Origin of the sequence: Shewanella sp. WE21 (assembly GCF_002966515.1) — a bacterium.
Lineage (GTDB): Bacteria > Pseudomonadota > Gammaproteobacteria > Enterobacterales > Shewanellaceae > Shewanella > Shewanella oncorhynchi.
The window spans coordinates 5,114,268-5,138,966 of the sequence record NZ_CP023019.1 but is presented as its reverse complement, the minus strand read 5'-3'; the positions used below and the strand labels follow the sequence as shown (position 1 = coordinate 5,138,966).

Here is a 24,699-nt window from a genome sequence, read left to right as displayed (position 1 = left end):
CGCGAGATCAGGGTTCGAATTTAACCGTTAGGATATAAAGAACAATAATATTGCATCTTTAGGAGGACATATGTCCAATTCTGTTCACGGTCATGATGTTATGGCGCTGATGGTAGCTCAAGGGGCCGCTATTATAAAGCCTGAATTAATTTCCATGATGGAGCAAAAGTTTGGCTCGGCGGCTCGATACCATACTTGTAGTGCAACTGATTTGAGTGCCGAAGCATTAATTGAGTTACTCATAGGTAAAGGTAAGTTTTACGAAACGTCCCAAGGTATTCAACTTGTAGCTGGGCGAAAGTGTGGGCATTAATACCCATCGTATTAAATATCTGTTCATTCAGCGGGAGCTCAAAGCGCTTTAGACAAGGCGAAGGCTTGAAGGCATAGTGGTGCTCTGTCAAAAGCCTTAAACGCAGTATAAAGGGCGTTGCCATGTAGTTAACATCAGCCGCCCTTCGGGAGCCACACAGGCATTCCACTCCGGTGTTGCATTGACTTAATAGGGAATGACCATTTCTGCGTCAATGCGCCTTGGATTGAGATGCCAGTGAGGCTCTGAACTGACTAACTATTTAATATGATTGGTATAATACACAGTGACATAGCGTACTCATTTTATTTCGTTGATTAGTTTTTAGTCACTTAGACGTGTAATCGGTTTGTTGAAGCTCAGGTTTCATCGTGGCGCTTATTTGCAATTTGCTCCTGCTGTGCGGGGGTGAGTTGGGTAAATTCATTGATCAAAATACGCAGTAATCGAGATTTTGCAATATTGGTGGATTTCGATAGGGCGTCAAGCTGAGAAATGCTGTTTTCAGTGAGGGTAAAGGTCGCGTGGCGATAAATCTTAGTCGATTTTTTATCTAAGCCCTTAACTATGGTGTGTGTGGTGGGCGCAGCTAATAAACTCGCCTTACCTAAGGCGTAGTTATTGGCATCTTCAATGAAATCATCGACAGAAACCGGCTTGATGATTTGCTTAGGTTTCTTACGTTTAAGATCAGTTAAGCTCATAGCTATTTTCTGGTGGCATTGCGAATAACTCATCCGCTATGGCGCGGATCTCATCGGCTGCTTTCCCATCGGGTTCTATTTCGACGACTGAAGAGCCTCTTTCTTCACTGTCATCATAAATATTTCGGCAAAATGTAACTGAATTTAGCACTCTTAGTCCAAAGGATTGCACCACATCTTTGGCTTCTAAAATGCGTTTAAACTGTGTAGGAAGCGCTGGACATTGGGTTAGCACTATAGTCGCGATCATTTTAGGATTCACCATCTTACACGTACTTAGCATGTCTTCCATGTGGGGTAATGTTTTGAGATCGCGTCTTTTGGGTCTGAGGGGGATCACAACATAAGTCGCTACCGACATAGCTGCGCGCATGGCTAAGTTATCTTGGCCACCACAATCTACAATTACGTAGTCAAAACGCTCATTGAGGCTGAGTAAATCATTACGAATCTTGCCGTAAAGTTGGATGCAATTAATACTTGGGAGGCTTGGATCATTATTTCTTGCTTGGATCCAATCTGAAGTCGTGCGTTGGGGATCACAATCGACCATGAGGACGTTTGCCTGAAATTTTTGCTTAATATAAACGGCAAGATTTTGAGCGAGACAACTTTTTCCGCTACCACCTTTTTCACCACCTACCAGCAAGATCATACTGACGCCCCTTAATGAATTGTTCAATTCATTGAGTGTAGAACAGAGCCATTAAAGCTGCGAAATTTAAGTTAAATTAAAGCAGTTGCATAGCAATATGGTAGCTTTGGTCATGGCATCTCGCGCAACGGCAGACTTGTCCTTTAACGGTATTTTGTTGGGTTGAATTGGGATTAAAGGTCACTTCGATGAGTTCGCCCAGTGCAAACGGATTTTTATAATCGAATAAAATGCCGCGTCTTGCTAAGTCGATACACACACCTTCATCTGTTTGCTTCATGCCTTGAGTGTCGATCCAATTCAAAACCACGCGCTCTGCTTCCATGTCGACTCGCAGTGATGTGCGTTTTTCTTCAAAACCAGTAGTATGGTCACCCATAACTCAATTGCCCCGTAAATTATTGATCTCAGTAAAACTAGCATAATTGCTTTTTGGCAGAATACCAATGTGAAAGCTAGGTCTTTGATAATAGTTTTAAAACGAGAACAGCAGGTGCCATTGATTTAGGTTTCAATAGCACCAACTCAGGTATTTGATTAATTGTCGTATTCTTGATTTTTTGGATAAGGCATTTTTAATTGGCCCCAACGAATCACAATCACGGTTGCCGCTAAAATTAGCGTCGATAATGATATTGCTGCGATACGCCAGTCTTCCATGCTCTTCATATCTAAGATTAGGTAACGGGCCAAGGCGACAATCGCAATATAAAGCGGCATACGTACTGGTAACTTACCGGATTCATAGTAGTTAGCCACCATGGCTAACACTTCTAAGAAAATAAATAACAAGAGTAAATCGGCCAGTGCGACCATACGTACAGAGATGATATGCACAATTTCTTGGCCTATTGCGACAACGGTGGCAATGGCAATAATAAATAGGACTAAGTGTTCAACGGCTTTAAGGCTTTTAGAACCATATTGATGATAAAAAGGCATGGATATTCCCTACTTGATGTTTTTATAAATAGTAACAGCAAAAATCTGTTTTTAGGGAAAAGCTAGGCGCCGCTGTGTGATTTAATTCACAGATATGTACGATCTTAAATTCGGCGTAAAGTGGAGTTAACGTGGTTGTATGTAGAAGGTGATTTATATGATGAACAAAAGGGAAGCGAGAGCGAATGTGTTAATCCGCTTATGCTGTTACCTCGACTCAATCGTTGTACCAACATAAGCGGTTTGAATATAAAAGATTATTTATTCTTGCGTTTCTGCCACTTAAACATAATTGAATATTTCCACAGATTATTAATCAGCAAATAACCGACAGCGGAAAAAACCACTCCTAGCACGAGACACCCGAGTAAGAATGCCGGACCTATGGTGGCAAGCGATGCTTCAATCCATTGCCAACTTGCTTCGAAGGCAAAATCTTGCGGAGCATGGCCGAGTATTTTAGCACCGAGCAAATACGCCCCATAAAACATCACTGGCATAGTTAAGGGATTGGTTATCCATACTAATGCAACTGAAACGGGAATATTAACGTTAAATAGAATGGCAAAAGCCGCTGCAACAACCATCTGAAATGGCATGGGGATCCAAGCGACAAATAACCCTACGGCAAATGCGCCTGGGGCGGATTTTCGATTAAGTGCCCATAGATTGGGATTATGTAACAAGCGTCCGAACATGCGTAAGTGTTTATGCTCACGCAAGGTTTCAGGCTTAGGCATAAATCTTTTAATTAATTTTTTTGGCATATGCTGAAATTGCTGTCTTAACTTAATTCACTATGAATCGATTCATGTTTGGCTTTAGTGCCATCTTATTATCAGCGATGTTATGGCCTTCGCTGCCGCCAGTCAGTTACATACCCTACCTTGTTGTTGGGGCGTTAATCTTACACCGAAAAATCCCTGTCTGTGCAGGTGGGCTCTTTGCGGTAGCATGGCTAACTGGTTTTTGCTTAGGATTATCTAGGCAGGATTTGCCAGTGTTACAACAACCTATACAGGTAAGGGGCGAAATCATATCACTAGTTAGTCGAAACAGCGACTGGCTAAGTTTGGATATATCGCTCATTAAACCAAATTTAATCTTAGGGCCAAACGCAAAATTGCGACTCACGTGGAAAGATCCGCCAGAAGTCGATGTGGGTCAGGTTTGGCTGTTTACGTTGACACCTAAGAGCATTGCTAGCGTGCTAAATCAAGGCGGCTACAACGAACAAAAACAATTAATCAGTCAACATGTTGTCGGTAAAGGACGAGTGATTGAGGCGCAGTTACTTGCGGTTTCGCCTTCATTGCGTAATGACCTCATAAGCGCATTGACACCTGAATTAGCCTCTTTACCTCAAGGTGACATTTTACTCGCCTTGCTTTTGGGGGATAAGCATTTGATCTCACAAGCTCGTTGGCAAGCACTAAGGCAGACTGGCACTGGCCATTTAGTGGCGATTTCCGGTTTGCACCTCTCCGTTGTTGCGGCATGGGTATACGCTTGCCTTTTGTTTGGATTGAGTCGTTTGGTGTCACATCAGAGTCGACGTAATATGACTTTTGCGTTAGTCGCGGCAGGTATAGGCGCCGCATTTTATGCTTATCTTGCAGGCTTTGGTGTGTCGACTCAGCGTGCACTCGTGATGATTTTACTGTTAATGCTACTGAGTTTATTAAAGCGATTTTCTACTGCGTGGGAGCGCTTGCTGTTTGCATTGTTTGTCGTATTGTTACTTGACCCGCTTGCTTGTTTAAGTGCGGGATTTTGGCTGTCGTTTTGTGCTTTAGGGGTGATTTTATATACCTTGGTCATCCAGCCCAAAGAGTTTACGGCTGTGTCGACTCGAAGGACGCGTGTAGGCGCTGCGCTTTTACAATTTTGGGCCATCCAGTGGCGCTTGAGCCTTGGGCTTGGATTACTGCAAGGAGCACTCTTTGGTGGTGTGAGTTTACACAGCTTGTGGATGAATATCCTAGCTGTGCCATGGTTTAGTTTTGTTGTTATCCCATTAGCTATGGCGGGATTTATATGCTGGTGGGTTGGTACTGCGTTTGGGTTCTCTTGGTTGGGACTGCTTCGCCTAAGTGATTGGAGTTTATCACCCTATGCGCAGTTGCTAGACATAAGCCCGCAATTGCCAGCCCACTGGTTAGCGCTTTCAGATACGATATTAGCCTTGGGGTTATCCGCGCTCATCGGTGGTGTGTTATGGCGCTATGTGCCTAAAAATAAAAATTATACTTCTTGGTTAAGCCTGCTGAGTTTACTGTTTATTCCCACTTTGCTTTTCTGTATTACGCTGTGGTCACCCGTTCAAAATAATCGATGGGCTATGCATTTACTGGATGTGGGCCAAGGTTTAGCTGTGGTTATTGAAAAGAATGATAGAGGGCTGGTTTACGACACTGGTGCCGCTTTTGGTGATGACTTCAGTTATGCGGAGCGGGTGATATTGCCTTTCCTAAAAGCCAAAGGCATTCAAGAGATTGATTATATTGTTATCAGCCATAGCGATAACGATCATGCAGGTGGTGCCCCTGTTTTGATTGAGGCTTACCCTAAGGCTTTAGTGATCACTGACGTGGCAGGCTTTAGCGGCCAAGATTGCCGCCCAAGGCAGATTCAATGGCAAGGGCTGAGCTTGAATTTGCTTTCTCCGCCTCAAGCGTTAGTGGGTAATAATGGTTCCTGTGTTATACGCATTGATGATGACAGGCAGAGTCTACTGCTTACGGGGGATATCGAAAAGCAAATCGAAACTTCGCTATTAAGTCGTGCCTTAAGTGGTGAGTATGAGTTACAAAGTGAAGTGCTCGTTGCGCCCCACCACGGCAGTAAAACCTCGTCAACTGAAGCCTTTATTGATGCTGTTGCACCCAAGTTAGTCTTGTTTCCTGCTGGTTTTGCTAATCGCTGGGGGTTTCCAAAATCCACAGTGGTTGAACGGTATCAGCAACGGGAGATTATGGGCCTAACTACAGGTATAGAAGGGCAGATTAGTGTGATTTTTCAGCAGTCTGAGCGAGAGGTTAAGACCTATCGTGGTGATTTAGCGCCATTTTGGTACAACTCTCTGTTTAGATTTGGTGACTTGATTAATCCAGAGTAGAATGCCTACTTTGCCATAATTTAGTGTTATCAATGACAACATCTCCTAAAGACGAAATGTGGACAGTTTTCAAACGATTACTGGGCTATATAAAACAGATGAAAGGCATGTTTATGCTTTCAGTTGCGGGATTAATTATTTATGGTCTCGTCGATGCCGCCTTTATCGCTTTCATCGGCCCCTTTATTGATAAGGGTTTCTCCGGCGGCGCACCTGCTGCGGTGACCAACGGCATCGCATTGCCAACCAGTGAAGGTTTCCACGCAAACAACGACGTGCTTATGATGGCGCCGCTTGTGGTTATCGTTATGTTTTCCCTACGTGGCTTTGCTAACTTTGTTTCGACTTACGGCATTTCATATATGAGTGCACGTTTGATCATGGACATGCGTCAGCAAGTGTTTGAGCATTATCTGAGCCTGCCTGTCAGTTATATGGATAAGGAAAATACCGGTAACTTGATCTCAAAAGTGACTTTTGATACTGAGCAAATCGCTCGAGCATCGGGAAGTGCTTTGATTTCCATCGTCCGCGATAGTGTGACTGTGTTTGGTATGCTGGTGCTGATGTTCTATAACTCTTGGAAGCTATCCCTCTGTATTCTTGTGATTGGTCCTATCATGGGCATGGTCATTGCGGTGGTTAGTCGTCGTTTCCGCAAGGTCTCTAAGCAAATTCAAACAGCCATGGGCGGGGTGAGTGCGACTACGGAGCAAATGATTAAAGGCCATAAAAACGTATTGGCCTTTGGTGGACAGGAAACCGAAGCAACCCGTTTTGCTAAAGTAAACGATCAAAACCGCCATCAAAATATGAAGTTAGCTGTGGCACAAGCCATTAGTCAGCCTCTGATCATGATTATCGGCTCATTCGCCTTAGCCTTTGTACTTTATGCGGCAAGCTTAGACAGCATGAAAGCCGATCTTACCGCGGGTACCTTCGCGACGATTCTTGGTGCCATGATGGCCATGTTACAACCCATCAAAAACTTAACCCGAGTGAATGCTGAATTTCAACGGGGTATTGCGGCTTGTACCACAGTGTTTGAATTACTGGATACGCTGCCAGAGTCCGATACGGGAACTTATACTGTCGAGCGTGCTAAGGGTCATCTACGTTTTGACAATGTGTGTTTTACCTATGACAGCCAAGATCGTCGTGCACTTGAGAATGTTGATTTTGAAGTCAAACCTGGGCAAACCTTAGCCTTAGTTGGACGTTCTGGCTCAGGTAAGTCGACTATTGCGAGTTTAGTGACCCGTTTTTATACTGGCCTTGAATCCGGCGATATTCTGCTTGATGACGTCAGCATCTACGATTACTCGCTAAAATCGCTGCGCAATCAAGTGGCACTGGTATCGCAACAGGTGACCTTGTTCAATGACACGATAGCCAATAACATCGCTTACGCCTACCCAGGTGAAGCCACTCGTGAGCAGATCATTGAAGCTGCGACCTTGGCCTATGCGATGGAGTTTATTGATCAACTGCCCCAGGGCCTTGATACCCAAGTGGGTGAGAATGGCGTGTTATTGTCCGGTGGTCAAAGACAGCGGATTGCGATTGCGCGCGCTATGTTGCGTGATGCGCCCGTGTTGATCCTCGATGAAGCGACCTCCGCACTGGATACTGAGTCAGAAAAAGCCATTCAAAAAGGGTTAGATAACCTCAGACAAAACCGCACATCTGTAGTGATCGCCCACAGGTTGTCGACCATCGAGAGTGCCGATCAGATTTTAGTAGTCGATCAGGGGCGTATCGTCGAGCGCGGGACGCACCAATCACTATTGGAATTAGATGGCATGTACGCCAAATTATACCAAATGCAATTTGGTAGTTAGATGCAGGCCTTAGTGAATAAAATTTGGTATCAGGGCCATCCACTGCGATGGCTCTTGTTACCTTTATCTGGCTTATTCGCGGTTATCACTTATGTGCGCCGCGCTTTGTTTCACCTCGGGATGAAATCACAAACTGCAATGCCTGTACCTATCATCGTCGTCGGTAATATTACCGTCGGTGGCAGCGGTAAGACGCCAACTGTGATTTATCTGATTGAATTACTGCGCCAACATGGATTTCACCCCGGTGTGATCAGTCGTGGTTACGGTGTTGATATTCAAGGCGTTAAATCGGTTTGCTTAGGTGCAAGTGCGGCAGAGGTAGGTGATGAACCTGCCATGATAGTGGCGCGTACTCAAGTGCCTATGGTGGTTGGCGCTAAACGGGTCGATGCGGCTAATGCGCTTATTGCTGAGTTTGGTGTTGATGTCATCATCTGTGACGATGGCCTACAGCATTATGCTCTGGTACGCGATATTGAGCTAGTGGTGATTGATGGTCAGCGCGGTTTAGGCAATGGCTTGCTATTGCCAGCAGGTCCATTGCGTGAAGGCGCGTGGCGTCTCGATACCGTGGATTTTATCGTCAGTAATGGCGGCCCAGCGGCAAAAGGGCAGTTCGAAATGCAACTGACACCTACGGCAGTGAAGCCTGTTAAATGTGATGCGACGTCTGGTGAATATACTTTCGATAAGTCTTTGCCGCTCGTTGCGATGGCGGGCATAGGTAATCCAGCGCGTTTCTTTGAATCGTTGCGCGCACAAGGCTATCAACTGGCTTTCTGCCATGGTTTTGATGACCATCAGGCCTACGATAAAACCCAGTTAGGTGATTTAGCCCAAGGCTTGCCACTGTTGATGACAGAAAAAGATGCGGTTAAATGTCGCGATTTTGCACAAGAAAACTGGTGGTATTTGGCGGTCGATGCCAAGCTATCCCCACAATTTGATGAACAGCTGCTCGCACGTCTTCGTGAAGTGGCTGCAGCTAAATAAGGAAACTTCCATGGCATTCGATAAAAAATTGTTAGATATAGTGGCTTGCCCTGTGTGTAAGGGAAAACTTGAGTACGATAAAACGACGCAGCAGTTGATTTGTAAGGCAGATAAACTTGCTTATCCGATCACTGAAGGTATCCCTGTGTTATTGGAAAATCGTGCTGTGCCACTGACCGAATCAGTTTAGTGTGACGTGAATGCGCGTATTGTCTCATACGCGCATGCTTGTTTTTTATTCTGCTTATTATTGTTTTAGCTATTTTTAGCCGATTTAAGTTTTTTGTATTGGTAACTGTGCACGTTTCTTCATTACTTTGAGTTTAGTTAATAGCTCATAAATTTTTGTTTATCAGCATTGGTTGCACCCTCTTGGCACTCACCGCGGATTTCTCCTCGACCAGGCTCGATAATTCGGCTTAATTCAATATAACCTTCGCGGCAATAACCCGTCATTTCAAGGGTTTTGATTAAACCCAAATCAACCTGTCTCCCCCAAATTTCTAATGAGTCCTGTAGATCTTGCATCGCGCGACGTTGCTCACGGGGATCTTGCATATTACGTATGCGTGCCTCGTGTGGAAAAGGGCGCTCTGTATCATTCATTGTCGACTTTTCATCGACCAGACGCGCTTTGTAGCTGAAGAGTTTAAGGCCATCGCTTTTAATATCCGTCGTTAACTTATCCCGTAATTTTCCGGCGAGTTCACTCGGGTCAATTGGCGCACTGCTGCAGGCGATGAGCGAGAAACAACTTAAGATGGCAAGGCTGAGATATCGAAACGGCATAATCAAATTTAACTCTTAGTTATTAACTGACAGAAGAATACCTTAATATGGCCCTAAAGTTCATGGATTTATGGCATTCTCATTGGCTGAGTACGCGCCGATAGGTGTAATGGATTAAGGATGGGCGAGTAATGTTGGCGTTTTGGTCAAATAAATGGGCGCAAATCGAATGGGATATGAGCCTGACTCAAGGTATATGCCTTATGTTCTTGGCGTTATGGATCTACGCCATATGGCCAAAAGAAGAGTTAGTGCAGCTCCGGCGGGATAAACATCTCCAATTACGTTTGTTGCTGACGTTGGTGGGGATCAATGCACTGTGGTCGTTAAATGCCAGTATTCAAACTGGGTTGCATCTGCATTTTCTGGGAATTGTCACTTGTATGCTGATGTTCGGCTGGCGTCTTGCGACTCTAGTGTTGCTATTGCCGAGCGCTTTTTTTAGTCTTTTTGTATTAAAGCAGCCCGCTGATTTTGGTGCTTTTAGTTTGTTCGCTATGGCTGTGCCGCTGTTTCTGTGTTTTATCCTATACAGTCGCAGTTACCATTTATTTCCTAAACATATTTTTGTATTCATCTTCGTCGGTGGTTTTATCAATGCGGGCCTCTCAACTGTGTTTCATCAATTGAGTTGGGCTATATGGTTGTGGTCTGCAGCGGATTACGATTGGAATGTGTTAGTGGACGACTACCTGATGCTCATCCCTTTGCTGGCATTCCCTGAGGCATTGCTTAATGGCATGGCAGTGACGCTATTGGTGGTGTATCAGCCCCAGTGGTTATTTGATTATTCTGACCGTGAATATTTGTGGCGTAAGTAAATGCGATAAAACAACGCAATAAAAGAACTGCGCCCTAAACCTCGTCATTCCAACGTAAAGCCCTTTGTAAGGAGCCCATTGAACAGACGATTGAAAAGTTTACTGGGCGCACTTATTTGTATATTTGCGCTGACCGTTGCGCCGTGATTTAGGCGAAGCGTTGGTCTAAGTAGTTAATGATTTCTTTTGATTCATATAACCACTGTACTTGACCGTTTTCTTCAATCCGCAGACAAGGCACTTGCTGTTTGCCGCCTTGAGCGATGAGTTCATCTTTATGCGGCGCTTTTTTAGCGTCGTGGGTCACTATGTTGAGTCCTTGGCGACGCATTGCACGGCGGACTTTTACACAAAATGGGCATGCAGGATATTGATACAGGGCTAATGCTTGAGTTTGAGCATCAATTTTTTGTTGCTCAGCCAGTGGACGTTGGCGCTTCTTAGGGCTAAATACGAAATTTAAAAACAGAATAATCCTGCCTAAAATCCAGCGAATGATAAACATGTTATTGACCTTAATGATAATTTTTGTGGAAGAACATTTGTGCGTTATGGCGCCACAGAAAGTGTGCGGCGAGTCTGGGAGCCAGTCGTTTAAAAACTGTGATCTCAGTTGTATAAAGGTCGCAGAGTGTAACCTATGGCACCAAGCACGGCCAACATTTTAGAGTGAATTAACAGATAGATGATTTGATTGTAGAAGAATGGTTTTTTGATTGGTTATGACGCTTAGCCATAAGGTAAAAGCCCGCTAAAGTCGAACTTTAGCGGGCTTAGTTTTATATAAAAAGCAGTTAATTGGCTAAGTTATTGAGCATCAATGGTAAGGCTCACTTGGGCTGCATTCTGGGTTAAACTCACTCGGCTTTCGAGCAAGAAGATCCGCTCTGGGGCTATTTCTTTCACGTCCACAAGGTAAGCTTTAACGGCTTTGGCTCTTTCTTGGGCCAAATTACCCAACATGCCATCGTTAACATTCTGCGCTTTTACCGACAGATTATATAAAGCGATATGCCAGCGGGTGGTGATTTCGTCATCTGAAAGCTGCGCGTCTTTGGCCTCTGCGATAACAGTGTCTTTGATTTGGGCAGGATCGGCTTTAACTTCTTGTTCATAAAGCTTTACTAGCGCATCGGCAAGCGGCCCTTGGGTCGGGAATTGGCTCGGACTTAAATCATCAGGTAACGCACTAAATTCAATATTGGCTAATTTAGCCAATTTACGCTTCATGATGCGCTCAGCAATGGCTTGGCTGTCATTGATGGCATCGACTTCCCCTTCAACGCTAAGCTTGAGCATAGGTCTGTCGAGTAAGGCGCTAGCGAGTTTGTCTAAACTTTTTTGCTCATCTTCACTTAGGCTGAATTTGCCTGCGGCAAAGCTTATCTTATCTAAGGTTTCGTCAGAACCTATGAGTCCAGCTAAGAAAGTGAAGGGCGCAGTGACGGCTTTAGTGATCACATTGGTAATCGCCGTCATTATGATGCTGCCGACACTAAAGCTGGGTGAGTCTAAATCGCCTGAGACCTCCATACCTAAATCAATCACGCCGTTACGGTCCTGCAGCAGGGCAATCGCGAGCGTGATGGGTAAGCTAGTGGCAAGGTCACTGTCACTGGGTTTACCAAGTTTCAGTTGGTCTATGACCAGATGGTTACTGCCCTTGAGCTTGTTCTTATCGAGTTGATAGTTCAGCGATAGTGATAGCTGCCCTTTATCTATGTAGTAACCCGCATAGGTGCCTGAGTAAGGATTGACTGAGGTTAACTCAACGCTCTTAAAGACTAAATCGAGATCTAAATATGGCATATCTAGCAAAGGGTTAATATCGCCTTTTAGAGTTACAGGCGCATACTTGTCTATCTTACCTTTGATATCGACCGAGGCCTTAGTCCCTGGCGTTGACGACAAGTGAGTGATATTACCTTCAAGTAACTCAATCCCTGAGGCAAAGTTTGGTGTCAGTGAGTTATCGGCAAAGTAAGCTGAGCCTTGGCTAAAGCTAATTTTTTGAATATCGAGGTTTAACTCTGGCGTTGTCTTGCTTGCCGTTTGCAGCTCGGTTTGCTTAGCACTGGCTGTGGTTGTGTTTTTAGTTGTCTTGCTATTTGCAGCCGGAGCCTCAACGATAAGATCGCTGATATTAGTGGTTCTATCTTTGGCTATCACCACTTTGGCGTAGGGTTGATTAAAGGCTAAGTGATCAATTTTGATTTGATTTTTCTGTTGGTCAAAATCCAGTTGATTGATATTCATCTTTTGCCATTTGACCAGTGGAGCATTACGCAATTTGTCATGAATAGCTAAATCATCGAGCTCAACACTGCCACCGTAAATGGCTTTGCCTTTAGCATCGGCGGTCAGCTTGCCTGCTGAGCTTAATAGACCGCTCTTGAGCTGGATATTCACGTAGGGCGCTAAATAGGGCTGAAATTGGGTTAACGCCAGCTTATCGAGTTGGATATTGGCATCTATGGTTTCGCCCGTCACATCGACTTGGCCTTGAGAGCACAAAGTACCTTGACCATTGAGGCTGAGTTGTAGCTCATATTCAATCGGAGCGGTTAAGGTACTCGTTATGACCTTAGTTGAAAAATTAAGCGGATACACTCGCCATTGCTGCGGCGTTGCCGTTAGCTTTTGTTCCGATAGATTAAGGTCATAGTTTTCAATATTGAGCGCATCGAGTTGCACTAACCAAGTGTCTTTTGAAGGCGTCTTAGGCGCTTGCTTGACTGGCTGTTGAGGATTTGCCTCTGAAGCGATGTTTGCAGCGGTTTCTTTAGCAGCATCAGTGGTGACATTTACGGTCGCTTCTGTCTTTTGTTCTGTTTTATCACTCTCGTTAGTTGCGGCTAATTCACTTTCCGTTGCTTTGTCTGCGCTATCGCTTGTATCTGTGACAGTCTCTGCTATTTGGCGTTTTTCTTCCACTTGCGCAACTTGTACGCGCTCTAGCGATTTAGCATCTGCAGGCTTAGCATCGATTGGTTTAGCAACTGGCTGCGTAGTCGTTGTGGAGGCGCTTAACGATTTAGGCATGAATAAGCCAACAAGATCGAGCCCGTCTTGGTTCAAAATGGCACTCATTGTTAGGCCATCGCTGTGGAGTTTGTTGATATGCACTTTCTGCTGCTTCAAGTTGGCTGAAATGCCGTCGAGGGCAAACATGGGGAGCTTGACCACTGAGCGATCTTTGTCGTTAAGGTTAAGTTTTTCAACAATAAACTGGCCATTGTTGCTGATGACTTGTAACTCACCATTCTCGGCAAAATCCACTTGATACTGAGTTTTAATACTGAGCTCGCCATCCGTGAGGACGGGATTAAATTGATCGTCGATAAATCGCCATAGTGGTGTCAGTTTCAGTTTGGCGACTTGGATGTCACCCGCAACTTTTAGCGGGAACAATTGGAATTGCCCCTGCAAACTGATTTCACCAGCATGATCATCACTGAGTTGTATCGCATAGTGATTGTGCTTGATAGGCACAATGGGTGAGTCAGACGTTGATTGGGCGTTTGGTGTTGTATTATCAACTTTGTTTACTTTTATGGCAGGAGTTATCGATGCCGATGATGCCGCCATCAAATATTCAGTATCAAGGTAACTGAGTTTTAGATTGATATTGGGGTAGTTCACTTGAGCATGGGTAATTTTGTCATCGAAGTTAAATTGTCCCGCATCCAACACAAATTGGCTGAGCAGGACACGAACGGGTGAGCTGGCTTCTGTGGGTGTCGTTTCTGTGCTCGCGGATGAATGCTCGTTCAAGGTCTGCAGAATATCGTCGAAGTTGAATCCAGCTTTCCCTTTTTTCTCCACGCGAATGATATGTGCGTAGGGCGCTTGTATGTGTATGTTTTCGATAACGGCGGCGCGATTAAAAACAGATCGCCAAAAGTGTATTTCGAATTGGACTTGTGCAATGCCAGCAAAAGGTTTGTCGTCTTTTTCTTTAATGGCCAGTTGGTCGATTTCGACTTTGAAATTAAAAGGGTTAATGCGTATATCACCGAGGGTGACGGGACGACCGAGCAGAGTTGAGAGTTTTTCTGGTGCCAGCGTGGTTATCGCATAGGGGAGGATTAAACCTAATGTGCAGACATAGCTAAGGTAGACTGCTATGAGGTAAATAATCACTCGCAGGTATCTTGGGAGGGCAAAAAAAGAGTGTCTGAATTGCGATAACTGGGTCAGCATTAATATCAAGGCTCCAATGCATAAGACAGGGAAAAACTTCCATAAGTACGGACATTCTAGCGAATAATGCTAATGTTTCCAGAAATTATTTATATTTTTACCAATGAAATCTTGGTATTACACAGACAATAACGTCTTCTGATCTAAGACATTCCTGAGTGGTAACCTATCATCTACATTGATAACTACATGTGTTTCAGCCTATGGCTAATGATTTGAGTCGTCAATACTCACCATGTTGGAAGCTATTTTTGATCAGCGATTTAAATAACTAATCGCTGCAATAATGGCGCCTTGTGGATCTTTTATCCAACAAAAACGGCCTACTTCGGGTATATCTTCAGGACCAAACAGAATATCCCCGCCAAGTTTTTTTGCGCTGATAGCGACTTGATCGACATCGTTAACGGTAATGTAGCCAGTCCAATGTGAGGGAAGCATTGGGAGCAAACTATCGGTGATCCCCCCAATGCTGACGCCCTGATTTTCAATAATATGATAATTGCCGTGGGGCATTTTGACGGTTTTAAAGTGCCAGCCAAAAATCTCAGCATAGAAGTGCATAGCTTCTTCGGTATTATGGGTTGTCAATTCATGCCAACTTAACGCCCCTGCAGTGTTAAAAGCCGATTCCATAAGCGCATCCTTTATTCTATTTTGGGTAAATTTTGTGTATTGAGCCGAGGTTAACGGTCAGTGTTCAGTACCGTCTGTATTTTGAGCCATATTTTTTGTGCGTTATCTTGATTGAGTGTAGTTGAGGCAAGTTGATAATTCACAAGCGGCAAATTAAAATTTTTGCGTTTTTTAGGTCGGCAAACATTAAATTAACTTAATGTTCTACAAGGAGATTCACTTTATTCAGTGCTGGCTAATCAGCTTCTTGTGGCTCAGTGACGCTGCGGCTTAGTTGATGGGCTTCATCTTGCCCATCGCGCCAAGACTTAGTACTGAAAACAGATTTTAAAACGGGTTTGTTTACTGTGGTTTGAGTGTTAGACCTGACTCCCGTTAACTTGTTAATATAGGCGAGTTTTGCATCTTATCGATGCCACCTTAGGGGATACGAGATTGAATAAGAGTTTAGTGACGAATTTATTGGCGGCTGCTTTGGTCGTTGTGGGTTACCTGATGAATTCGGCAATTGTCCTGAATGTCGGATTATTTGCTTTATCGGGTGCAATTACCAACTGGGTTGCAGTTTATATGTTGTTTGAGAAAGTCCCCGGACTCTACGGTTCGGGAGTTGTGCCTTCTCGTTTTGAAGAGTTTAAGGCGGGTATTGCTCATTTGATGATGAAACAGTTTTTTACCACTGAAAATATCGACCGATTCCTATCTGAAAAAGAAGGGCTGAGTAAAATAGACTTGGCGCCAGTGATTGAAAAGGTTGATTTAGCGCCTTCTTTTGATGCGTTAATTAGCACTGTCGCCCAATCTTCCTTTGGCGGCATGTTGTCTATGTTTGGTGGCACAGATGCCTTATTGCCGTTAAAAGAGCCGTTTATTGTAAAGATGAAAGCTTCTTTAGTTGAAATGGCACAAAGCGATGCATTTCACGAGTTGCTGAAACAAGAAATTGAACAGCCAAATGTGATGGCCGATCTGCAAACTAAAATTGCTAACATAGTGGAACAAAGATTAAACGAGTTAACACCACAAATGGTGAAACAAATCGTTCAGGACATGATCCAAACGCACTTAGGTTGGTTAGTGATTTGGGGCGGCGTGTTTGGCGGTCTGATTGGACTTGCCGCAGCCTTAATCCAAGGTTAACCTGAGTTAAAGCCGCGAATAGAATGGGAGCTTTGGCTCCCATTTTTACTTACGCATTTTATGTTCATCATTTTGTGTCCTGATTAAATAGCAAGGAAGTCTATGAACCGTCACCACAGTATCAATTATTTGGAAATCCCAAGTCGCGACATTGCGAGCTCTAAGGCCTTTTTTAGCCAAGTTTTTGGATGGACCTATGTCGATTATGGCCCTGAATACAGTTGCTTTATGGATGTCGGCATTACTGGGGGATTCTATCAAGCCGACGTGAATTTCACCCTCGCAAAAGGTTGCCCGCTGATTGTGATCTACAGCCAGAACTTAGAATTGACTCTGACGGCTGTCGTAACTGCTGGTGGCATTATCACAGCTGACATCTTTAGTTTTCCGGGAGGCCGTCGATTCCATTTTGTTGAACCTTGTGGCAATGAATATGCCGTCTGGTCAGAATGATCCTAATGTCACTCCTTGTATTCGAAATTGTTGTTTAGATCAGCAAGATATTTGTTTAGGTTGTTTCAGGCATCTTGATGAAATTTTAGTATGGCGCGTTATGTCGGAAGTGGAGCGGCAAGCTTGTTTTATCAGGATGGAGGAGCGTAAGGAGGAGTATCTGGCTAAGTTCAATGACGCGGTTAGTAGAAGACAGGATGGAGCATGATTAGCCGTCAGAATTACCTACGATAATTGATTTTTAAGCTTTAAGTGGATAATCGAACGGCGAAATACGCATTAACGTATTTCGCCGTTGGCATTTTGAAACACCCTTGGCATTTGAAGCAGGAGTTACACTGGATCTACCACTATGTGCTCAAGTTCGATGGCGGCAACGGTATGGAGCGCATCCATAGTCGCGCCAACTAAGCTGATTTTTCCTTGAGATGACTCAATTAAAACCGCACGGCTGATATCGCTAAATTCACGATTGTGGCGCGCCAGATTTGATAAGGCCATCTGCATAGGCAGCATAGAAGGATTGAATGCCGCATTTTCTGCGTAGCGACCACAATAGGTTGCGCCATCATGGGTTTCTAATACCACAGCGGCAAAACTTTGGGTGTAAGGTGCATAGCTTAAACCTGCATGATCTAAGCCTTCTATGATCATAGGATCGGCACTGTCTAGTGCAAATTCAGTTTGTTGCTTGGCCATTAAGGGCGAAGTGACATTTAAGTCTTTTGGCCCAAAAGCATAGGGTAAATAATAGGCCAGAGGATGGCTTTCCTGTGCGGGTAGATGAATGCAGATCTTGCTCCCTTCAACCAGTTCATTCATAAACTGACGACAATGACCGCAAGGACTGGCATTAACTATGATATCAACAATTTGGCTTTCACCACTGAGCCATGCGTGGCTGATAGCGCTTTGTTCTGCATGGACAGAATGAAATAACGCTTCACCGGGTAATTCTAAGTTGGCCCCCATGTAGATATCGCCACTTTTACCTTTGGCTATCGCGCCGACATAAAACTCACTGATAGGCGGTTTGGCCAATGCCGCTGCTATCGGCAGTAATGCTAATAACACTTCTGCTTCGGTCATTTTGCTTGCACTTGTTAGCGTAGCAAGTTGCTGCGCATCAATGTGTCCAGCAAAATTCTGGTGCAACATTGGGATAAGTGCATCGGCTAACGGCGTTGGCAGTTGGGTTATGCTACGAATGAATCTATCTTGCATTTCCCTATTCCTTATTTGTTAAGTTCATGGAAGAACATTCTAGTAATTTTGTTACAGCATAAATGCGAGTTAGCTCGCGTTTATACGCTGTCAATGTCAGTGCTATCGAGAGTGATAAACTTATGTTACTCACGTATAGAGTGAGTCTATTGGTGCACAAAAATAAGCTTAAGACTATAAAACAAAAGACTTAAGCTTGAATTTACACAACTTAAAGTTCACGCAAATAATGACAAAGGGCAGCAAGTAGCTTTTGCTTAGTCTCATCCGCTTGTGTTTCTTGTAGCAAATTTTCTAATTTAAGTACGTAGTCTTGATCGGCTAAGCGACTTTGACAGAATTCACGCCAGCGCTGCGACTCTGTATCATCGAGTAGTTCAGGGTAATTACGGGCGCGGTAACGAAACAGCATCTCAGGAATACGTGGATCATCAAACTGCAAATCTAACGCCGCTAGATTTTGCGGTAGGGTATGACGGATGATTTCCATTTTTGCTTTATCAGCTTGGCTAAAGAACCCACCAGAATACAGCATCAAATCGGGATCTGTGGTCGCTCTGCTGTCATCGTGCTCAAATAATAGCGCCAGTTTTTCGCGTAATTCTGGGTGACGTTTTAGGCGTTTATACTGCTCTCTGGCAAATTCTTTATCTATGCCTAAACGAGCGGCATGCTCATCACTGAGGATTTTTGCCGAGGTGATAAAAGGGCACTTATTAAGATGAATTTGTTTTACTGCGATAGGTAATTCATCTTCGGCAAGATCAGCCCTTGACGTATACATGCGCGTTTTAATTTGCTCGACATCTAGCTCGAATAGCGGCGTTAAATCCATGGCTAAATTAACGCAAATAACGGCATTTTTGTTAGTAGGATGGTGCGCTACGGGTGAGATCAACGTTGCACAACCATTGCGCGCACTAATTTTAGAGCTCACGTGAACCAAAGGCTGCATATTGAGCACATCGATTTGATCGCTAACCGCTTGCTTACGGCGCAGGTCAAAATAGTACTGATATAACTTAGGCTGTTTCTCGCGAATGAGTTTTGCCATAGCGATGGTCGCATACACATCAGACATAGCATCATGGGCTTTCTCATGGCTTAAACCATTCGCTTGGGTCAGATGTTCTAGCTTAAAACTCGGAGAGCCATCTTCCTTTGTCGGCCAGTTAATACCTTCGGGCCTAAATGCATAACAAGCGCGCACTAAATCAATGATATCCCAACGAGAGTTGCCATTTTGCCATTCACGGGCATAGGGATCGATAAAGTTCCGATAAAAGCCATAACGGGTCACTTCATCGTCAAAACGCAGTGAGTTATAACCTGCAACACAAGTGTTTGGTTGGCTAAATAGCGCATGAATTCGTCCCATAAACTCAGTTTCAGGGATGCCTTTTAAATTAGCTAACTGTGGAGTGATCCCTGTGATTAATATTGCTTCCGGAGACGGCAAATAATCAGTGGCTTGCTTACAATAGAATGTCTCAGGCTCGCCGATGATATTGAGATCTAAATCCGTGCGAATACCAGCAAATTGCGAGGGTCTGTCTTTCGCTGGGTTCGCTCCAAATGTTTCGTAGTCGTGCCAAAAAATCGACCCTGCTTTATCGTCTTTCATCTTCATTTATTTTCGTTCTCTAAAGCATGTAACTTCATGTTATCAGTAGTTAAATTGCTTTAATTGGATTCGTTGTCATTCACATCAATTTAGTATGCAGCTCTTCGATGTGAGTACATAATCTGTATATATTGGGTTCTGCGTCAGATTAGCTAAAATCACATGTACACAGGGTAATTAAAATGTCTTTATCTGACAATTGGTTACGTGCAATAAACGGCAAACCATATTTAGAGAAACCAGAGCTTGCAGACCGCGACGGCTTAAGCGTTCGTATTACCCCTGCAGGGACTATAACATGGCAGTATCGATTTAGGATTGATAATCCTACCCGGATTTAGAACTTGCTGACGCACGTAAGCTGGTCCCTGCGTGACTAAATTCATGGGTAAATATTATAGATCCCTATGCGTTTTGGAAACAACGCAACACATTTGCGGGCCAGACAACACTGAGGGATTGCTGTGAACAGTTTTTATCGGCGCGAAGTGCAGCACTTAAGCTGGGCACTGTTGCTACTTACCAATCCTGCTTTAGAGCACATCTCTATGATGCTTTGCTGATCGCAAAGTCGAAAGTATCACACTCGGTAAGTGGATAGATTTTCTCGATAAAAGGCAATTTATAGTCGAGTCACCGAAGGTGCGATACTCAAACAGTTAAAGACGGTACTTAGCTAGTCCGTTCGCCGGCAAATGATATCGCTTGTTGATGTTCTTCAATTACGAGTCAGTGATGTGGGCTCTGCGCTCAAAGTCGGTTCGCGAGTACTCACCATTCTAGAGTGTGGCAAAATCATCCGTGAGCTTGATAAATGCCGCGCGACCAAAGCAGTAACCAATGCCATCAAGGCATGTTTACTAATGGGGGCGCGGATATCAGAAATATTAAAATCCAAACGGGCTGATTTTGATCTTGAGTCGATGCTCTGGACCTTCCCGATAAATAATAGCAAAACTAATTTGCCAATCCGAAGGCCAATCAGTCCCGCCTTACTCGAACATATTGCAAGAGCAGTGGAACCTCTATAACTCACTATGGAGTTTTCCCGCAGCAAACGATCTTAAGCGCCCAGGCAACATCGTTTCAGAAAATAAGCTGATCCGCGAGATCAAACTAAGACTAGAAATCCCTGACTGACGTATTCAGGATTTTAGACGCACATTATCGACCAGAATGTTAGAAGCTGGGGTGTTGCCCCATGTGACAGAGAAGATGTTAGGCTATCTATTAGGCGGGGTGATGGCGGTGTACAACAAACATGATTGGTTAGATGATCAAGCTGAGGCCTATGAAAAATGGACAAATAAGCTGAGATTGGAAGCTCTGGGTGATAGCAAAATAGTCGTTTTAGAAAGAAGGGGTTAGGCATGTTTGTCGCTGACAGCAGAAAATGGTGAGCTTATTCAGTATGTAAATCAGTTGCGTTGCAGTGCAGCAGAAACACCTCTTTGTAATTAGGTGCATTGGAGCTCAATTCGGCACAAGGTAAACTGTTATCTATTCAATATCAGCTTTATTTATGGTTTAGTCATTTCAACTCAATTAATCATACACTTGGCACAGTGTTCGGATTAACGTTAAGCAAGGACGTCATGGAACTAAAATTTTTAATCACGCGGGAACAGTTAATCACAATCGCGGAAAGAATAAATTCAGCAAGCATTGTAAAGAATACTCGTTTAGCTAAGTGGTTGTATGCCCTTATCGTTCGTGCATTACTCCTATGGATCCCGTTATTATCCCCGTTACTACTGTTTTATTTTTTCGTAGAAATTCACTCCCCAGAGACATATATCGCAATCGCAATATGTGCAATTGCTTACCTTATTGTGTGGCAATTAGTATTAAAAAACATCGCCGAAAATCAAGCTAACAAATTTGCAGGCAAGATAACCACTCTGGATCGAACGATTGAAAACACAACCTTACAGAGGCTTGCGAGCCTAGAAGGGTGCCATACAGTGACAGCCACAGCCTCGACGCTAACGTTTGCGCTCCCTAGCGGTAAATCCATCACCATACCGTGGAAAAAGGTTTGTGCTTTCAAGCAAGACGATGATTTTTATTATCTAACCGTCTGTAAGCTGATGATGTTTAAAGCCACTTATTTAGTCGCCAAAAACGGTGACACAACAGAAACCGCAGGCTATCAAGCAGGTTTAGAGTACATAACGTCTCGGCTGCAGCCCGATAGAATGGGACGGTAAAACATCAAAATATCGCATGAATGATTCAATCAGTTCACTATTGCCACTAACGCGATTGTTGTTGAACATCCAGCGAAGTGAGCCTTTGTTAAAAGTCACATTTGAACTAACCTTAAAAATGATGAACTGATCGCTACAGCCTTCTTTTAGGGGCTGCTAGATGCAGTTTTTCAGCTCATTAAAACGCTATGTTATCAATGACGATGTATAGCTTTGTTAGTTAACTAAAAAGGACTTTTGTTATGAGCACGTTTAACACTTCTGCCTCAAATAGTGATCCAATATTCCCCTCAACATTTCCTGTCATGATCAGATCCAATCAATTTCCACAATGCTTATTGAGAATGTCTGGACAGGATTCACCACAGTTCAATGGTGATGGCTTTGGTACCGTTAATTGTCAGGCAGACCAAAATGATCCAGATAAAAACCCATGGGAAATTTTTAACGCTATTCGTAACGGCGATGGCACAGTCTCCTTTGAGTCTATGGCGTTTCCGAGCAACTATTTACGGATGGCGGGTGAAGCTTCGCCCGTTTTTAATGGCAATGGATTTGGAACCGTAAACTGCCAAGCATCGATTGGTCCTTGGGAAAAGTTCAATGTCGCAGTTCTAAGCGACAGCGCCAGTGGGGTCTTAACCTCCATAGCGTCAAATGCGTTTCCAAGTAACTATCTTCGTATGGCCGGAGAGCAATCTCCCTCGTTTAATGCTGCAGGGTTTGGTACCGTAAATTGCCAAGCCTCTGTCGGACCTTATGAGCAATTTCATCTAGGTGCAGTCCTTAAAGAGTCAGTTGAGACTCTTGGACAGTGGTTCCCAGACTCACAGCCTACACCTGCACAGATAGAGAAGCTTGTGGCAGCCATTATCACAGGCCAACAGCCCAGTAATGTCGAAATGCAAGCGGCCACTGAAATGCAAAGTTTTTTAACGTTAACGGAGAACGAAAGTGTAGCAATAGAAGCAATTGATCTAGAGGCAATTTCACCTTGCACTAAATCAATCGCAACATTCTGTATTGATGTGTTATTGCTTGCTCTGCAACTTGCAAGCATACGCATTATGCGAACTGACAGCATGGTAAAAGCGGCAGTACAGGCGCTGGGGGCTGAAGCTGTAGGCTTGGAGAAACTGATCACCGGTATAAGCAGTGCTTCTACCACGTTAAAAAAGGCGACATTGATATTTCAGTTCATCTCACAACTATTCAATATAGGATTTATTAAAGGCGTCATTAAAACAATCGTCAGTGGCCTAAGCTGGTTTGGAGCCATAGTCGCGGTGGTATCATTCATCGCGACAGCCGTCGCATGGATATCAACCGATGGTGTCTTGTTAATTGCCCAAATAGTGCTGGTCGGCACAGGTCTCGCAGCTATCATCGCTGATGCTGTAGCAGTAGGCACTAACTGCGGTAGTAGTAAAGGCTGCAACGTCGAAGGCGAGGGGGTAATGGCCTAGCAGTTCATCAATAAAGGTCTAATAATAAAGCCCCAAAAATGGGGCTTTATCTTAAGGTTTAAAAAATTAATTCAAGCAGCGACTTGCTGTTTTTCATCCCACTTATCGAGCGACGCTTTTAAGTAATGGCGGCCATTATGGATAGGAGCAGGGAAACCGTCGTTTCTCCGCCACTTCCAAAGCGTTGCTGATGAGCTAATCCGGTAGCGTGTCATGACTTCCTTAGTGGTAAGAAAGAGCGGCACTTGCATTTGCTGATCCACGGTCGATTGGGTCGAAATCATCATTTACCTTCCTTTGTCAATTCCTCGGCGAGTCGTTTAGCTGCCGGCTTGTTTGCGGGGCAGGGTATACCACTGGCGCAAAGCGTCTTTGATGACTGCAGATTGCTTCATGCCGATTCTCCTTGGTGCTGGGCAGAGTTTGGTATGTTTGCCATGCGGGCAAATCAGTGTTTGATATTCGCTAATCAAGCTCGCCAGCCTTGTCATAGGACACTGAGCCGCCAATTTGATTGCCCTCAAAAGTGAATATCGCAGTGCAATATACCTGTGGATGATATGCACCGTTAAACGCCGTGAAGGTGAGAGCAGGGCGCAGTGATAACAGTCGTTGTTTAAAGGCTTCGGCCTTAGCATTGTGCTGCGCAATGTCAGCTTGCTTTTGTGAATGGCCCGCCGCGTTGCAATAAAACGCCTCGCCGATGCAGATCACCGCTTCAATGTCCGTCGTATGAGCATTTTTGTTCCCTTACGATGTAGGGCCGGTGAGCATTCGCACTGCGCAATATTGGAGTGAAACGATTCGGTTTAAGGCATTTACCTCCCACACACACTTAATCACACTGGGGTTTGATGATGTGGCGCCCGAGATTATGCGCCAATTGACCACTGAGACGGACGAGCCAATGTTAGTGGGGGGGTTATGACAATGACAATAACAAATAGCACAACTGGGTTATGGACTTCACGCAGGAGGATTTATGGCTAGTCGCGCCGCGGATTTACTGAAAGTAGGGCGCCGTTTACGGGGCATGACCCAAGACGAAGTGGCTGAGATTTACGGCATCAGTCGCAGCACTTATCAACGTTGGGAAAATGGCCGCACTAATGCGCCCTATGACGATGTGACATCGATATGCATTGATGTGTTTAAGCTTTCCGTTGAGAAGATAAATGAGGTGGCTAATGGGCTTTAGCGATGAACCCGAGCAGAGGATGAACATTAAGGCGTTACGGTTAGGGTTATATCGCTGGGGCTGTTATTGGGTGTACCAAGAATTGGGCAAGGTTTTTCAAACCGCTACGCCTGCGACCGTTTAGGCGAAGCCTTGGGCGGTGGCAACTTAAAGCATGAACTCAACGTGCCTGCCCACGTCGCCCATTTTGACCAGCTCGTTGAACAGTTATCGATTAACTGCAAACGCGCTATTCGCGCCCATTACTTGTGTAAAGAGCAGTGGGCTTTAATGGGATTTGACCGCAAAAAGTCTTATATCTTCTGGCTAAGATAAAGCCGAAATGGCACTGCTGGATAGGATGAATTAGAAGGAACGCCCTCTTGC

The 24,699-nt window shown here is 44.3% G+C and carries 29 protein-coding genes and 1 pseudogene; 16 read left to right on the top strand and 14 right to left on the bottom strand.

The genetic code is table 11. The features are described from left to right. Window positions 1-70: 70 nt before the first annotated feature. Window positions 71-313 carry a YecH family metal-binding protein gene (locus CKQ84_RS23140; RefSeq protein ID WP_105252897.1) on the top strand — a complete coding sequence of 81 codons (243 nt, stop codon included), beginning with the start codon at window positions 71-73 and terminating at the stop codon, window positions 311-313. On the opposite strand, the gene CKQ84_RS24125 is transcribed toward CKQ84_RS23140, so the two are convergent. The 6 genes from CKQ84_RS24125 to CKQ84_RS23110 form a co-directional block, all read right to left on the bottom strand. Further along, complete coding sequence (locus CKQ84_RS24125; RefSeq protein ID WP_105252896.1) at window positions 240-437, bottom strand: hypothetical protein; 198 nt, start codon at window positions 435-437, stop codon at window positions 240-242. The genes CKQ84_RS23140 and CKQ84_RS24125 overlap by 74 nt on opposite strands. A 235-nt stretch (window positions 438-672) precedes the next feature. Then, window positions 673-1,017: a replication protein RepA gene (locus CKQ84_RS23130; RefSeq protein WP_105252895.1), complete on the bottom strand. Its 345-nt coding sequence runs from the start codon at window positions 1,015-1,017 to the stop codon at window positions 673-675. Continuing rightward, window positions 1,004-1,672, bottom strand: a complete 669-nt coding sequence (locus CKQ84_RS23125) for an AAA family ATPase (protein ID WP_028760405.1) — start codon at window positions 1,670-1,672, stop codon at window positions 1,004-1,006. The genes CKQ84_RS23130 and CKQ84_RS23125 overlap by 14 nt, the downstream gene beginning before the upstream one ends. 76 nt (window positions 1,673-1,748) lie before the next feature. Continuing rightward, complete coding sequence (locus CKQ84_RS23120; protein ID WP_105252894.1) at window positions 1,749-2,051, bottom strand: PilZ domain-containing protein; 303 nt, start codon at window positions 2,049-2,051, stop codon at window positions 1,749-1,751. A 158-nt stretch (window positions 2,052-2,209) separates the two neighbouring features. Beyond that, window positions 2,210-2,614 (bottom strand): phosphate-starvation-inducible protein PsiE, encoded by a 405-nt coding sequence (locus CKQ84_RS23115; protein ID WP_028760403.1) that lies wholly within the window; start codon window positions 2,612-2,614, stop codon window positions 2,210-2,212. 257 nt (window positions 2,615-2,871) lie between these two features. Next, on the bottom strand, window positions 2,872-3,381 hold the full coding sequence (locus CKQ84_RS23110) for a DUF2062 domain-containing protein (protein WP_028760402.1): 510 nt from the start codon (window positions 3,379-3,381) through the stop codon (window positions 2,872-2,874). A 32-nt stretch (window positions 3,382-3,413) separates the two neighbouring features. On the opposite strand from CKQ84_RS23110, the gene CKQ84_RS23105 reads away from it, so the two are divergent. The 4 genes from CKQ84_RS23105 to CKQ84_RS23090 are packed head-to-tail and all read left to right on the top strand — an operon-like array spanning window position 3,414 to window position 8,759. Beyond that, entirely contained in the window at window positions 3,414-5,732 is a 2,319-nt protein-coding gene (locus CKQ84_RS23105) for a DNA internalization-related competence protein ComEC/Rec2 (RefSeq protein WP_105252893.1), read from the top strand. Between the two features lie 32 nt (window positions 5,733-5,764). Then, window positions 5,765-7,573, top strand: coding sequence for a lipid A export permease/ATP-binding protein MsbA (gene msbA, locus CKQ84_RS23100; protein WP_105252892.1), 1,809 nt, complete (start codon window positions 5,765-5,767; stop codon window positions 7,571-7,573). Then, complete coding sequence (lpxK, locus tag CKQ84_RS23095) at window positions 7,574-8,569, top strand: tetraacyldisaccharide 4'-kinase (RefSeq protein WP_105252891.1); 996 nt, start codon at window positions 7,574-7,576, stop codon at window positions 8,567-8,569. Between the two features lie 10 nt (window positions 8,570-8,579). Then, window positions 8,580-8,759, top strand: coding sequence for a Trm112 family protein (locus CKQ84_RS23090; RefSeq protein ID WP_006081200.1), 180 nt, complete (start codon window positions 8,580-8,582; stop codon window positions 8,757-8,759). Window positions 8,760-8,896: 137 nt separating this feature from the next. Here CKQ84_RS23090 and CKQ84_RS23085 read toward each other — a convergent pair whose 3' ends face one another. Continuing rightward, window positions 8,897-9,358, bottom strand: a complete 462-nt coding sequence (locus CKQ84_RS23085; protein WP_028760398.1) for a hypothetical protein — start codon at window positions 9,356-9,358, stop codon at window positions 8,897-8,899. A 131-nt stretch (window positions 9,359-9,489) separates the two neighbouring features. Between CKQ84_RS23085 and CKQ84_RS23080 the strand changes: the two genes are divergently transcribed. After that, window positions 9,490-10,179: an energy-coupling factor ABC transporter permease gene (locus CKQ84_RS23080; protein WP_105252890.1), complete on the top strand. Its 690-nt coding sequence runs from the start codon at window positions 9,490-9,492 to the stop codon at window positions 10,177-10,179. Window positions 10,180-10,327: 148 nt separating this feature from the next. Here the strand turns inward: CKQ84_RS23080 and CKQ84_RS23075 are convergent, their stop codons facing one another. The 3 genes from CKQ84_RS23075 to CKQ84_RS23065 all read right to left on the bottom strand — a co-directional run bounded on the left by CKQ84_RS23075 (window position 10,328) and on the right by CKQ84_RS23065 (window position 15,018). Next, window positions 10,328-10,684 (bottom strand): glutathione S-transferase N-terminal domain-containing protein, encoded by a 357-nt coding sequence (locus CKQ84_RS23075; protein ID WP_028760396.1) that lies wholly within the window; start codon window positions 10,682-10,684, stop codon window positions 10,328-10,330. A gap of 302 nt (window positions 10,685-10,986) precedes the next feature. Further along, a complete protein-coding gene (locus CKQ84_RS23070; RefSeq protein WP_105252889.1) occupies window positions 10,987-14,382 on the bottom strand; it encodes a DUF748 domain-containing protein in 3,396 nt (1,131 codons plus the stop codon). A 255-nt stretch (window positions 14,383-14,637) separates the two neighbouring features. Further along, on the bottom strand, window positions 14,638-15,018 hold the full coding sequence (locus CKQ84_RS23065) for a VOC family protein (RefSeq protein WP_105252888.1): 381 nt from the start codon (window positions 15,016-15,018) through the stop codon (window positions 14,638-14,640). A 435-nt stretch (window positions 15,019-15,453) separates the two neighbouring features. Between CKQ84_RS23065 and CKQ84_RS23060 the strand changes: the two genes are divergently transcribed. From CKQ84_RS23060 to CKQ84_RS23050, 3 genes are all read left to right on the top strand, one after another. Then, on the top strand, window positions 15,454-16,158 hold the full coding sequence (locus CKQ84_RS23060) for a DUF445 domain-containing protein (protein WP_105253144.1): 705 nt from the start codon (window positions 15,454-15,456) through the stop codon (window positions 16,156-16,158). 102 nt (window positions 16,159-16,260) lie between these two features. Beyond that, complete coding sequence (locus CKQ84_RS23055; RefSeq protein WP_105252887.1) at window positions 16,261-16,611, top strand: VOC family protein; 351 nt, start codon at window positions 16,261-16,263, stop codon at window positions 16,609-16,611. Next, entirely contained in the window at window positions 16,586-16,819 is a 234-nt protein-coding gene (locus CKQ84_RS23050; RefSeq protein ID WP_105252886.1) for a DUF1289 domain-containing protein, read from the top strand. Before CKQ84_RS23055 ends, CKQ84_RS23050 begins: the two co-directional genes overlap by 26 nt. 125 nt (window positions 16,820-16,944) lie before the next feature. Here CKQ84_RS23050 and cdd read toward each other — a convergent pair whose 3' ends face one another. Next, window positions 16,945-17,835 carry a cytidine deaminase gene (cdd, locus tag CKQ84_RS23045; protein WP_105252885.1) on the bottom strand — a complete coding sequence of 297 codons (891 nt, stop codon included), beginning with the start codon at window positions 17,833-17,835 and terminating at the stop codon, window positions 16,945-16,947. A gap of 211 nt (window positions 17,836-18,046) precedes the next feature. After that, window positions 18,047-19,465 carry an exodeoxyribonuclease I gene (gene sbcB / locus CKQ84_RS23040; protein WP_105252884.1) on the bottom strand — a complete coding sequence of 473 codons (1,419 nt, stop codon included), beginning with the start codon at window positions 19,463-19,465 and terminating at the stop codon, window positions 18,047-18,049. Between the two features lie 176 nt (window positions 19,466-19,641). On the opposite strand from sbcB, the gene CKQ84_RS24225 reads away from it, so the two are divergent. The 4 genes from CKQ84_RS24225 (at window position 19,642) to CKQ84_RS23020 (ending at window position 23,135) form a co-directional block, all read left to right on the top strand. Further along, entirely contained in the window at window positions 19,642-19,800 is a 159-nt protein-coding gene (locus CKQ84_RS24225) for an Arm DNA-binding domain-containing protein (protein ID WP_353735464.1), read from the top strand. An 862-nt stretch (window positions 19,801-20,662) separates the two neighbouring features. Beyond that, complete coding sequence (locus CKQ84_RS23030; RefSeq protein WP_158683102.1) at window positions 20,663-20,827, top strand: hypothetical protein; 165 nt, start codon at window positions 20,663-20,665, stop codon at window positions 20,825-20,827. A gap of 227 nt (window positions 20,828-21,054) precedes the next feature. Beyond that, window positions 21,055-21,669: a hypothetical protein gene (locus tag CKQ84_RS23025; RefSeq protein WP_105252882.1), complete on the top strand. Its 615-nt coding sequence runs from the start codon at window positions 21,055-21,057 to the stop codon at window positions 21,667-21,669. 344 nt (window positions 21,670-22,013) lie between these two features. Beyond that, window positions 22,014-23,135: a hypothetical protein gene (locus tag CKQ84_RS23020; protein ID WP_105252881.1), complete on the top strand. Its 1,122-nt coding sequence runs from the start codon at window positions 22,014-22,016 to the stop codon at window positions 23,133-23,135. 71 nt (window positions 23,136-23,206) lie between these two features. On the opposite strand, the gene CKQ84_RS23015 is transcribed toward CKQ84_RS23020, so the two are convergent. Together CKQ84_RS23015 and CKQ84_RS23010 are read right to left on the bottom strand one after the other, a co-directional pair. Then, entirely contained in the window at window positions 23,207-23,422 is a 216-nt protein-coding gene (locus CKQ84_RS23015; RefSeq protein WP_105252880.1) for an AlpA family transcriptional regulator, read from the bottom strand. A gap of 178 nt (window positions 23,423-23,600) precedes the next feature. Further along, window positions 23,601-23,849 (bottom strand): hypothetical protein, encoded by a 249-nt coding sequence (locus tag CKQ84_RS23010; RefSeq protein ID WP_254053154.1) that lies wholly within the window; start codon window positions 23,847-23,849, stop codon window positions 23,601-23,603. A gap of 52 nt (window positions 23,850-23,901) precedes the next feature. Here CKQ84_RS23010 and CKQ84_RS23005 point away from each other — a divergent pair, with 52 nt between their 5' ends. The 3 genes and pseudogenes from CKQ84_RS23005 to CKQ84_RS22995 all read left to right on the top strand — a co-directional run bounded on the left by CKQ84_RS23005 (window position 23,902) and on the right by CKQ84_RS22995 (window position 24,682). After that, on the top strand, window positions 23,902-24,063 hold the full coding sequence (locus CKQ84_RS23005; protein ID WP_254053153.1) for a hypothetical protein: 162 nt from the start codon (window positions 23,902-23,904) through the stop codon (window positions 24,061-24,063). 54 nt (window positions 24,064-24,117) lie between these two features. After that, the gene (locus tag CKQ84_RS23000; protein ID WP_105252879.1) at window positions 24,118-24,333 is read left to right on the top strand and encodes a helix-turn-helix transcriptional regulator; all 216 of its coding nucleotides are present in this window, start codon (window positions 24,118-24,120) and stop codon (window positions 24,331-24,333) included. After that, a pseudogene (locus tag CKQ84_RS22995) lies at window positions 24,323-24,682 on the top strand (hypothetical protein). Before CKQ84_RS23000 ends, CKQ84_RS22995 begins: the two are co-directional and overlap by 11 nt. Window positions 24,683-24,699: the final 17 nt, after the last annotated feature.

Coding starts and splice junctions, on each gene's coding strand:
- CKQ84_RS23140 (WP_105252897.1), top strand. CDS start 71: ATGTCCAATTCTGTTCACGGTCATGATGTTATGGCGCTGATGGTAGCT.
- CKQ84_RS24125 (WP_105252896.1), bottom strand. CDS start 437: ATGGCAACGCCCTTTATACTGCGTTTAAGGCTTTTGACAGAGCACCAC.
- CKQ84_RS23130 (WP_105252895.1), bottom strand. CDS start 1,017: ATGAGCTTAACTGATCTTAAACGTAAGAAACCTAAGCAAATCATCAAG.
- CKQ84_RS23125 (WP_028760405.1), bottom strand. CDS start 1,672: ATGATCTTGCTGGTAGGTGGTGAAAAAGGTGGTAGCGGAAAAAGTTGT.
- CKQ84_RS23120 (WP_105252894.1), bottom strand. CDS start 2,051: ATGGGTGACCATACTACTGGTTTTGAAGAAAAACGCACATCACTGCGA.
- CKQ84_RS23115 (WP_028760403.1), bottom strand. CDS start 2,614: ATGCCTTTTTATCATCAATATGGTTCTAAAAGCCTTAAAGCCGTTGAA.
- CKQ84_RS23110 (WP_028760402.1), bottom strand. CDS start 3,381: ATGCCAAAAAAATTAATTAAAAGATTTATGCCTAAGCCTGAAACCTTG.
- CKQ84_RS23105 (WP_105252893.1), top strand. CDS start 3,414: ATGAATCGATTCATGTTTGGCTTTAGTGCCATCTTATTATCAGCGATG.
- msbA (WP_105252892.1), top strand. CDS start 5,765: ATGACAACATCTCCTAAAGACGAAATGTGGACAGTTTTCAAACGATTA.
- lpxK (WP_105252891.1), top strand. CDS start 7,574: ATGCAGGCCTTAGTGAATAAAATTTGGTATCAGGGCCATCCACTGCGA.
- CKQ84_RS23090 (WP_006081200.1), top strand. CDS start 8,580: ATGGCATTCGATAAAAAATTGTTAGATATAGTGGCTTGCCCTGTGTGT.
- CKQ84_RS23085 (WP_028760398.1), bottom strand. CDS start 9,358: ATGCCGTTTCGATATCTCAGCCTTGCCATCTTAAGTTGTTTCTCGCTC.
- CKQ84_RS23080 (WP_105252890.1), top strand. CDS start 9,490: ATGTTGGCGTTTTGGTCAAATAAATGGGCGCAAATCGAATGGGATATG.
- CKQ84_RS23075 (WP_028760396.1), bottom strand. CDS start 10,684: ATGTTTATCATTCGCTGGATTTTAGGCAGGATTATTCTGTTTTTAAAT.
- CKQ84_RS23070 (WP_105252889.1), bottom strand. CDS start 14,382: ATGCTGACCCAGTTATCGCAATTCAGACACTCTTTTTTTGCCCTCCCA.
- CKQ84_RS23065 (WP_105252888.1), bottom strand. CDS start 15,018: ATGGAATCGGCTTTTAACACTGCAGGGGCGTTAAGTTGGCATGAATTG.
- CKQ84_RS23055 (WP_105252887.1), top strand. CDS start 16,261: ATGAACCGTCACCACAGTATCAATTATTTGGAAATCCCAAGTCGCGAC.
- CKQ84_RS23050 (WP_105252886.1), top strand. CDS start 16,586: ATGAATATGCCGTCTGGTCAGAATGATCCTAATGTCACTCCTTGTATT.
- cdd (WP_105252885.1), bottom strand. CDS start 17,835: ATGCAAGATAGATTCATTCGTAGCATAACCCAACTGCCAACGCCGTTA.
- sbcB (WP_105252884.1), bottom strand. CDS start 19,465: ATGAAGATGAAAGACGATAAAGCAGGGTCGATTTTTTGGCACGACTAC.
- CKQ84_RS24225 (WP_353735464.1), top strand. CDS start 19,642: ATGTCTTTATCTGACAATTGGTTACGTGCAATAAACGGCAAACCATAT.
- CKQ84_RS23025 (WP_105252882.1), top strand. CDS start 21,055: ATGGAACTAAAATTTTTAATCACGCGGGAACAGTTAATCACAATCGCG.
- CKQ84_RS23020 (WP_105252881.1), top strand. CDS start 22,014: ATGTCTGGACAGGATTCACCACAGTTCAATGGTGATGGCTTTGGTACC.
- CKQ84_RS23015 (WP_105252880.1), bottom strand. CDS start 23,422: ATGATGATTTCGACCCAATCGACCGTGGATCAGCAAATGCAAGTGCCG.
- CKQ84_RS23000 (WP_105252879.1), top strand. CDS start 24,118: ATGGCTAGTCGCGCCGCGGATTTACTGAAAGTAGGGCGCCGTTTACGG.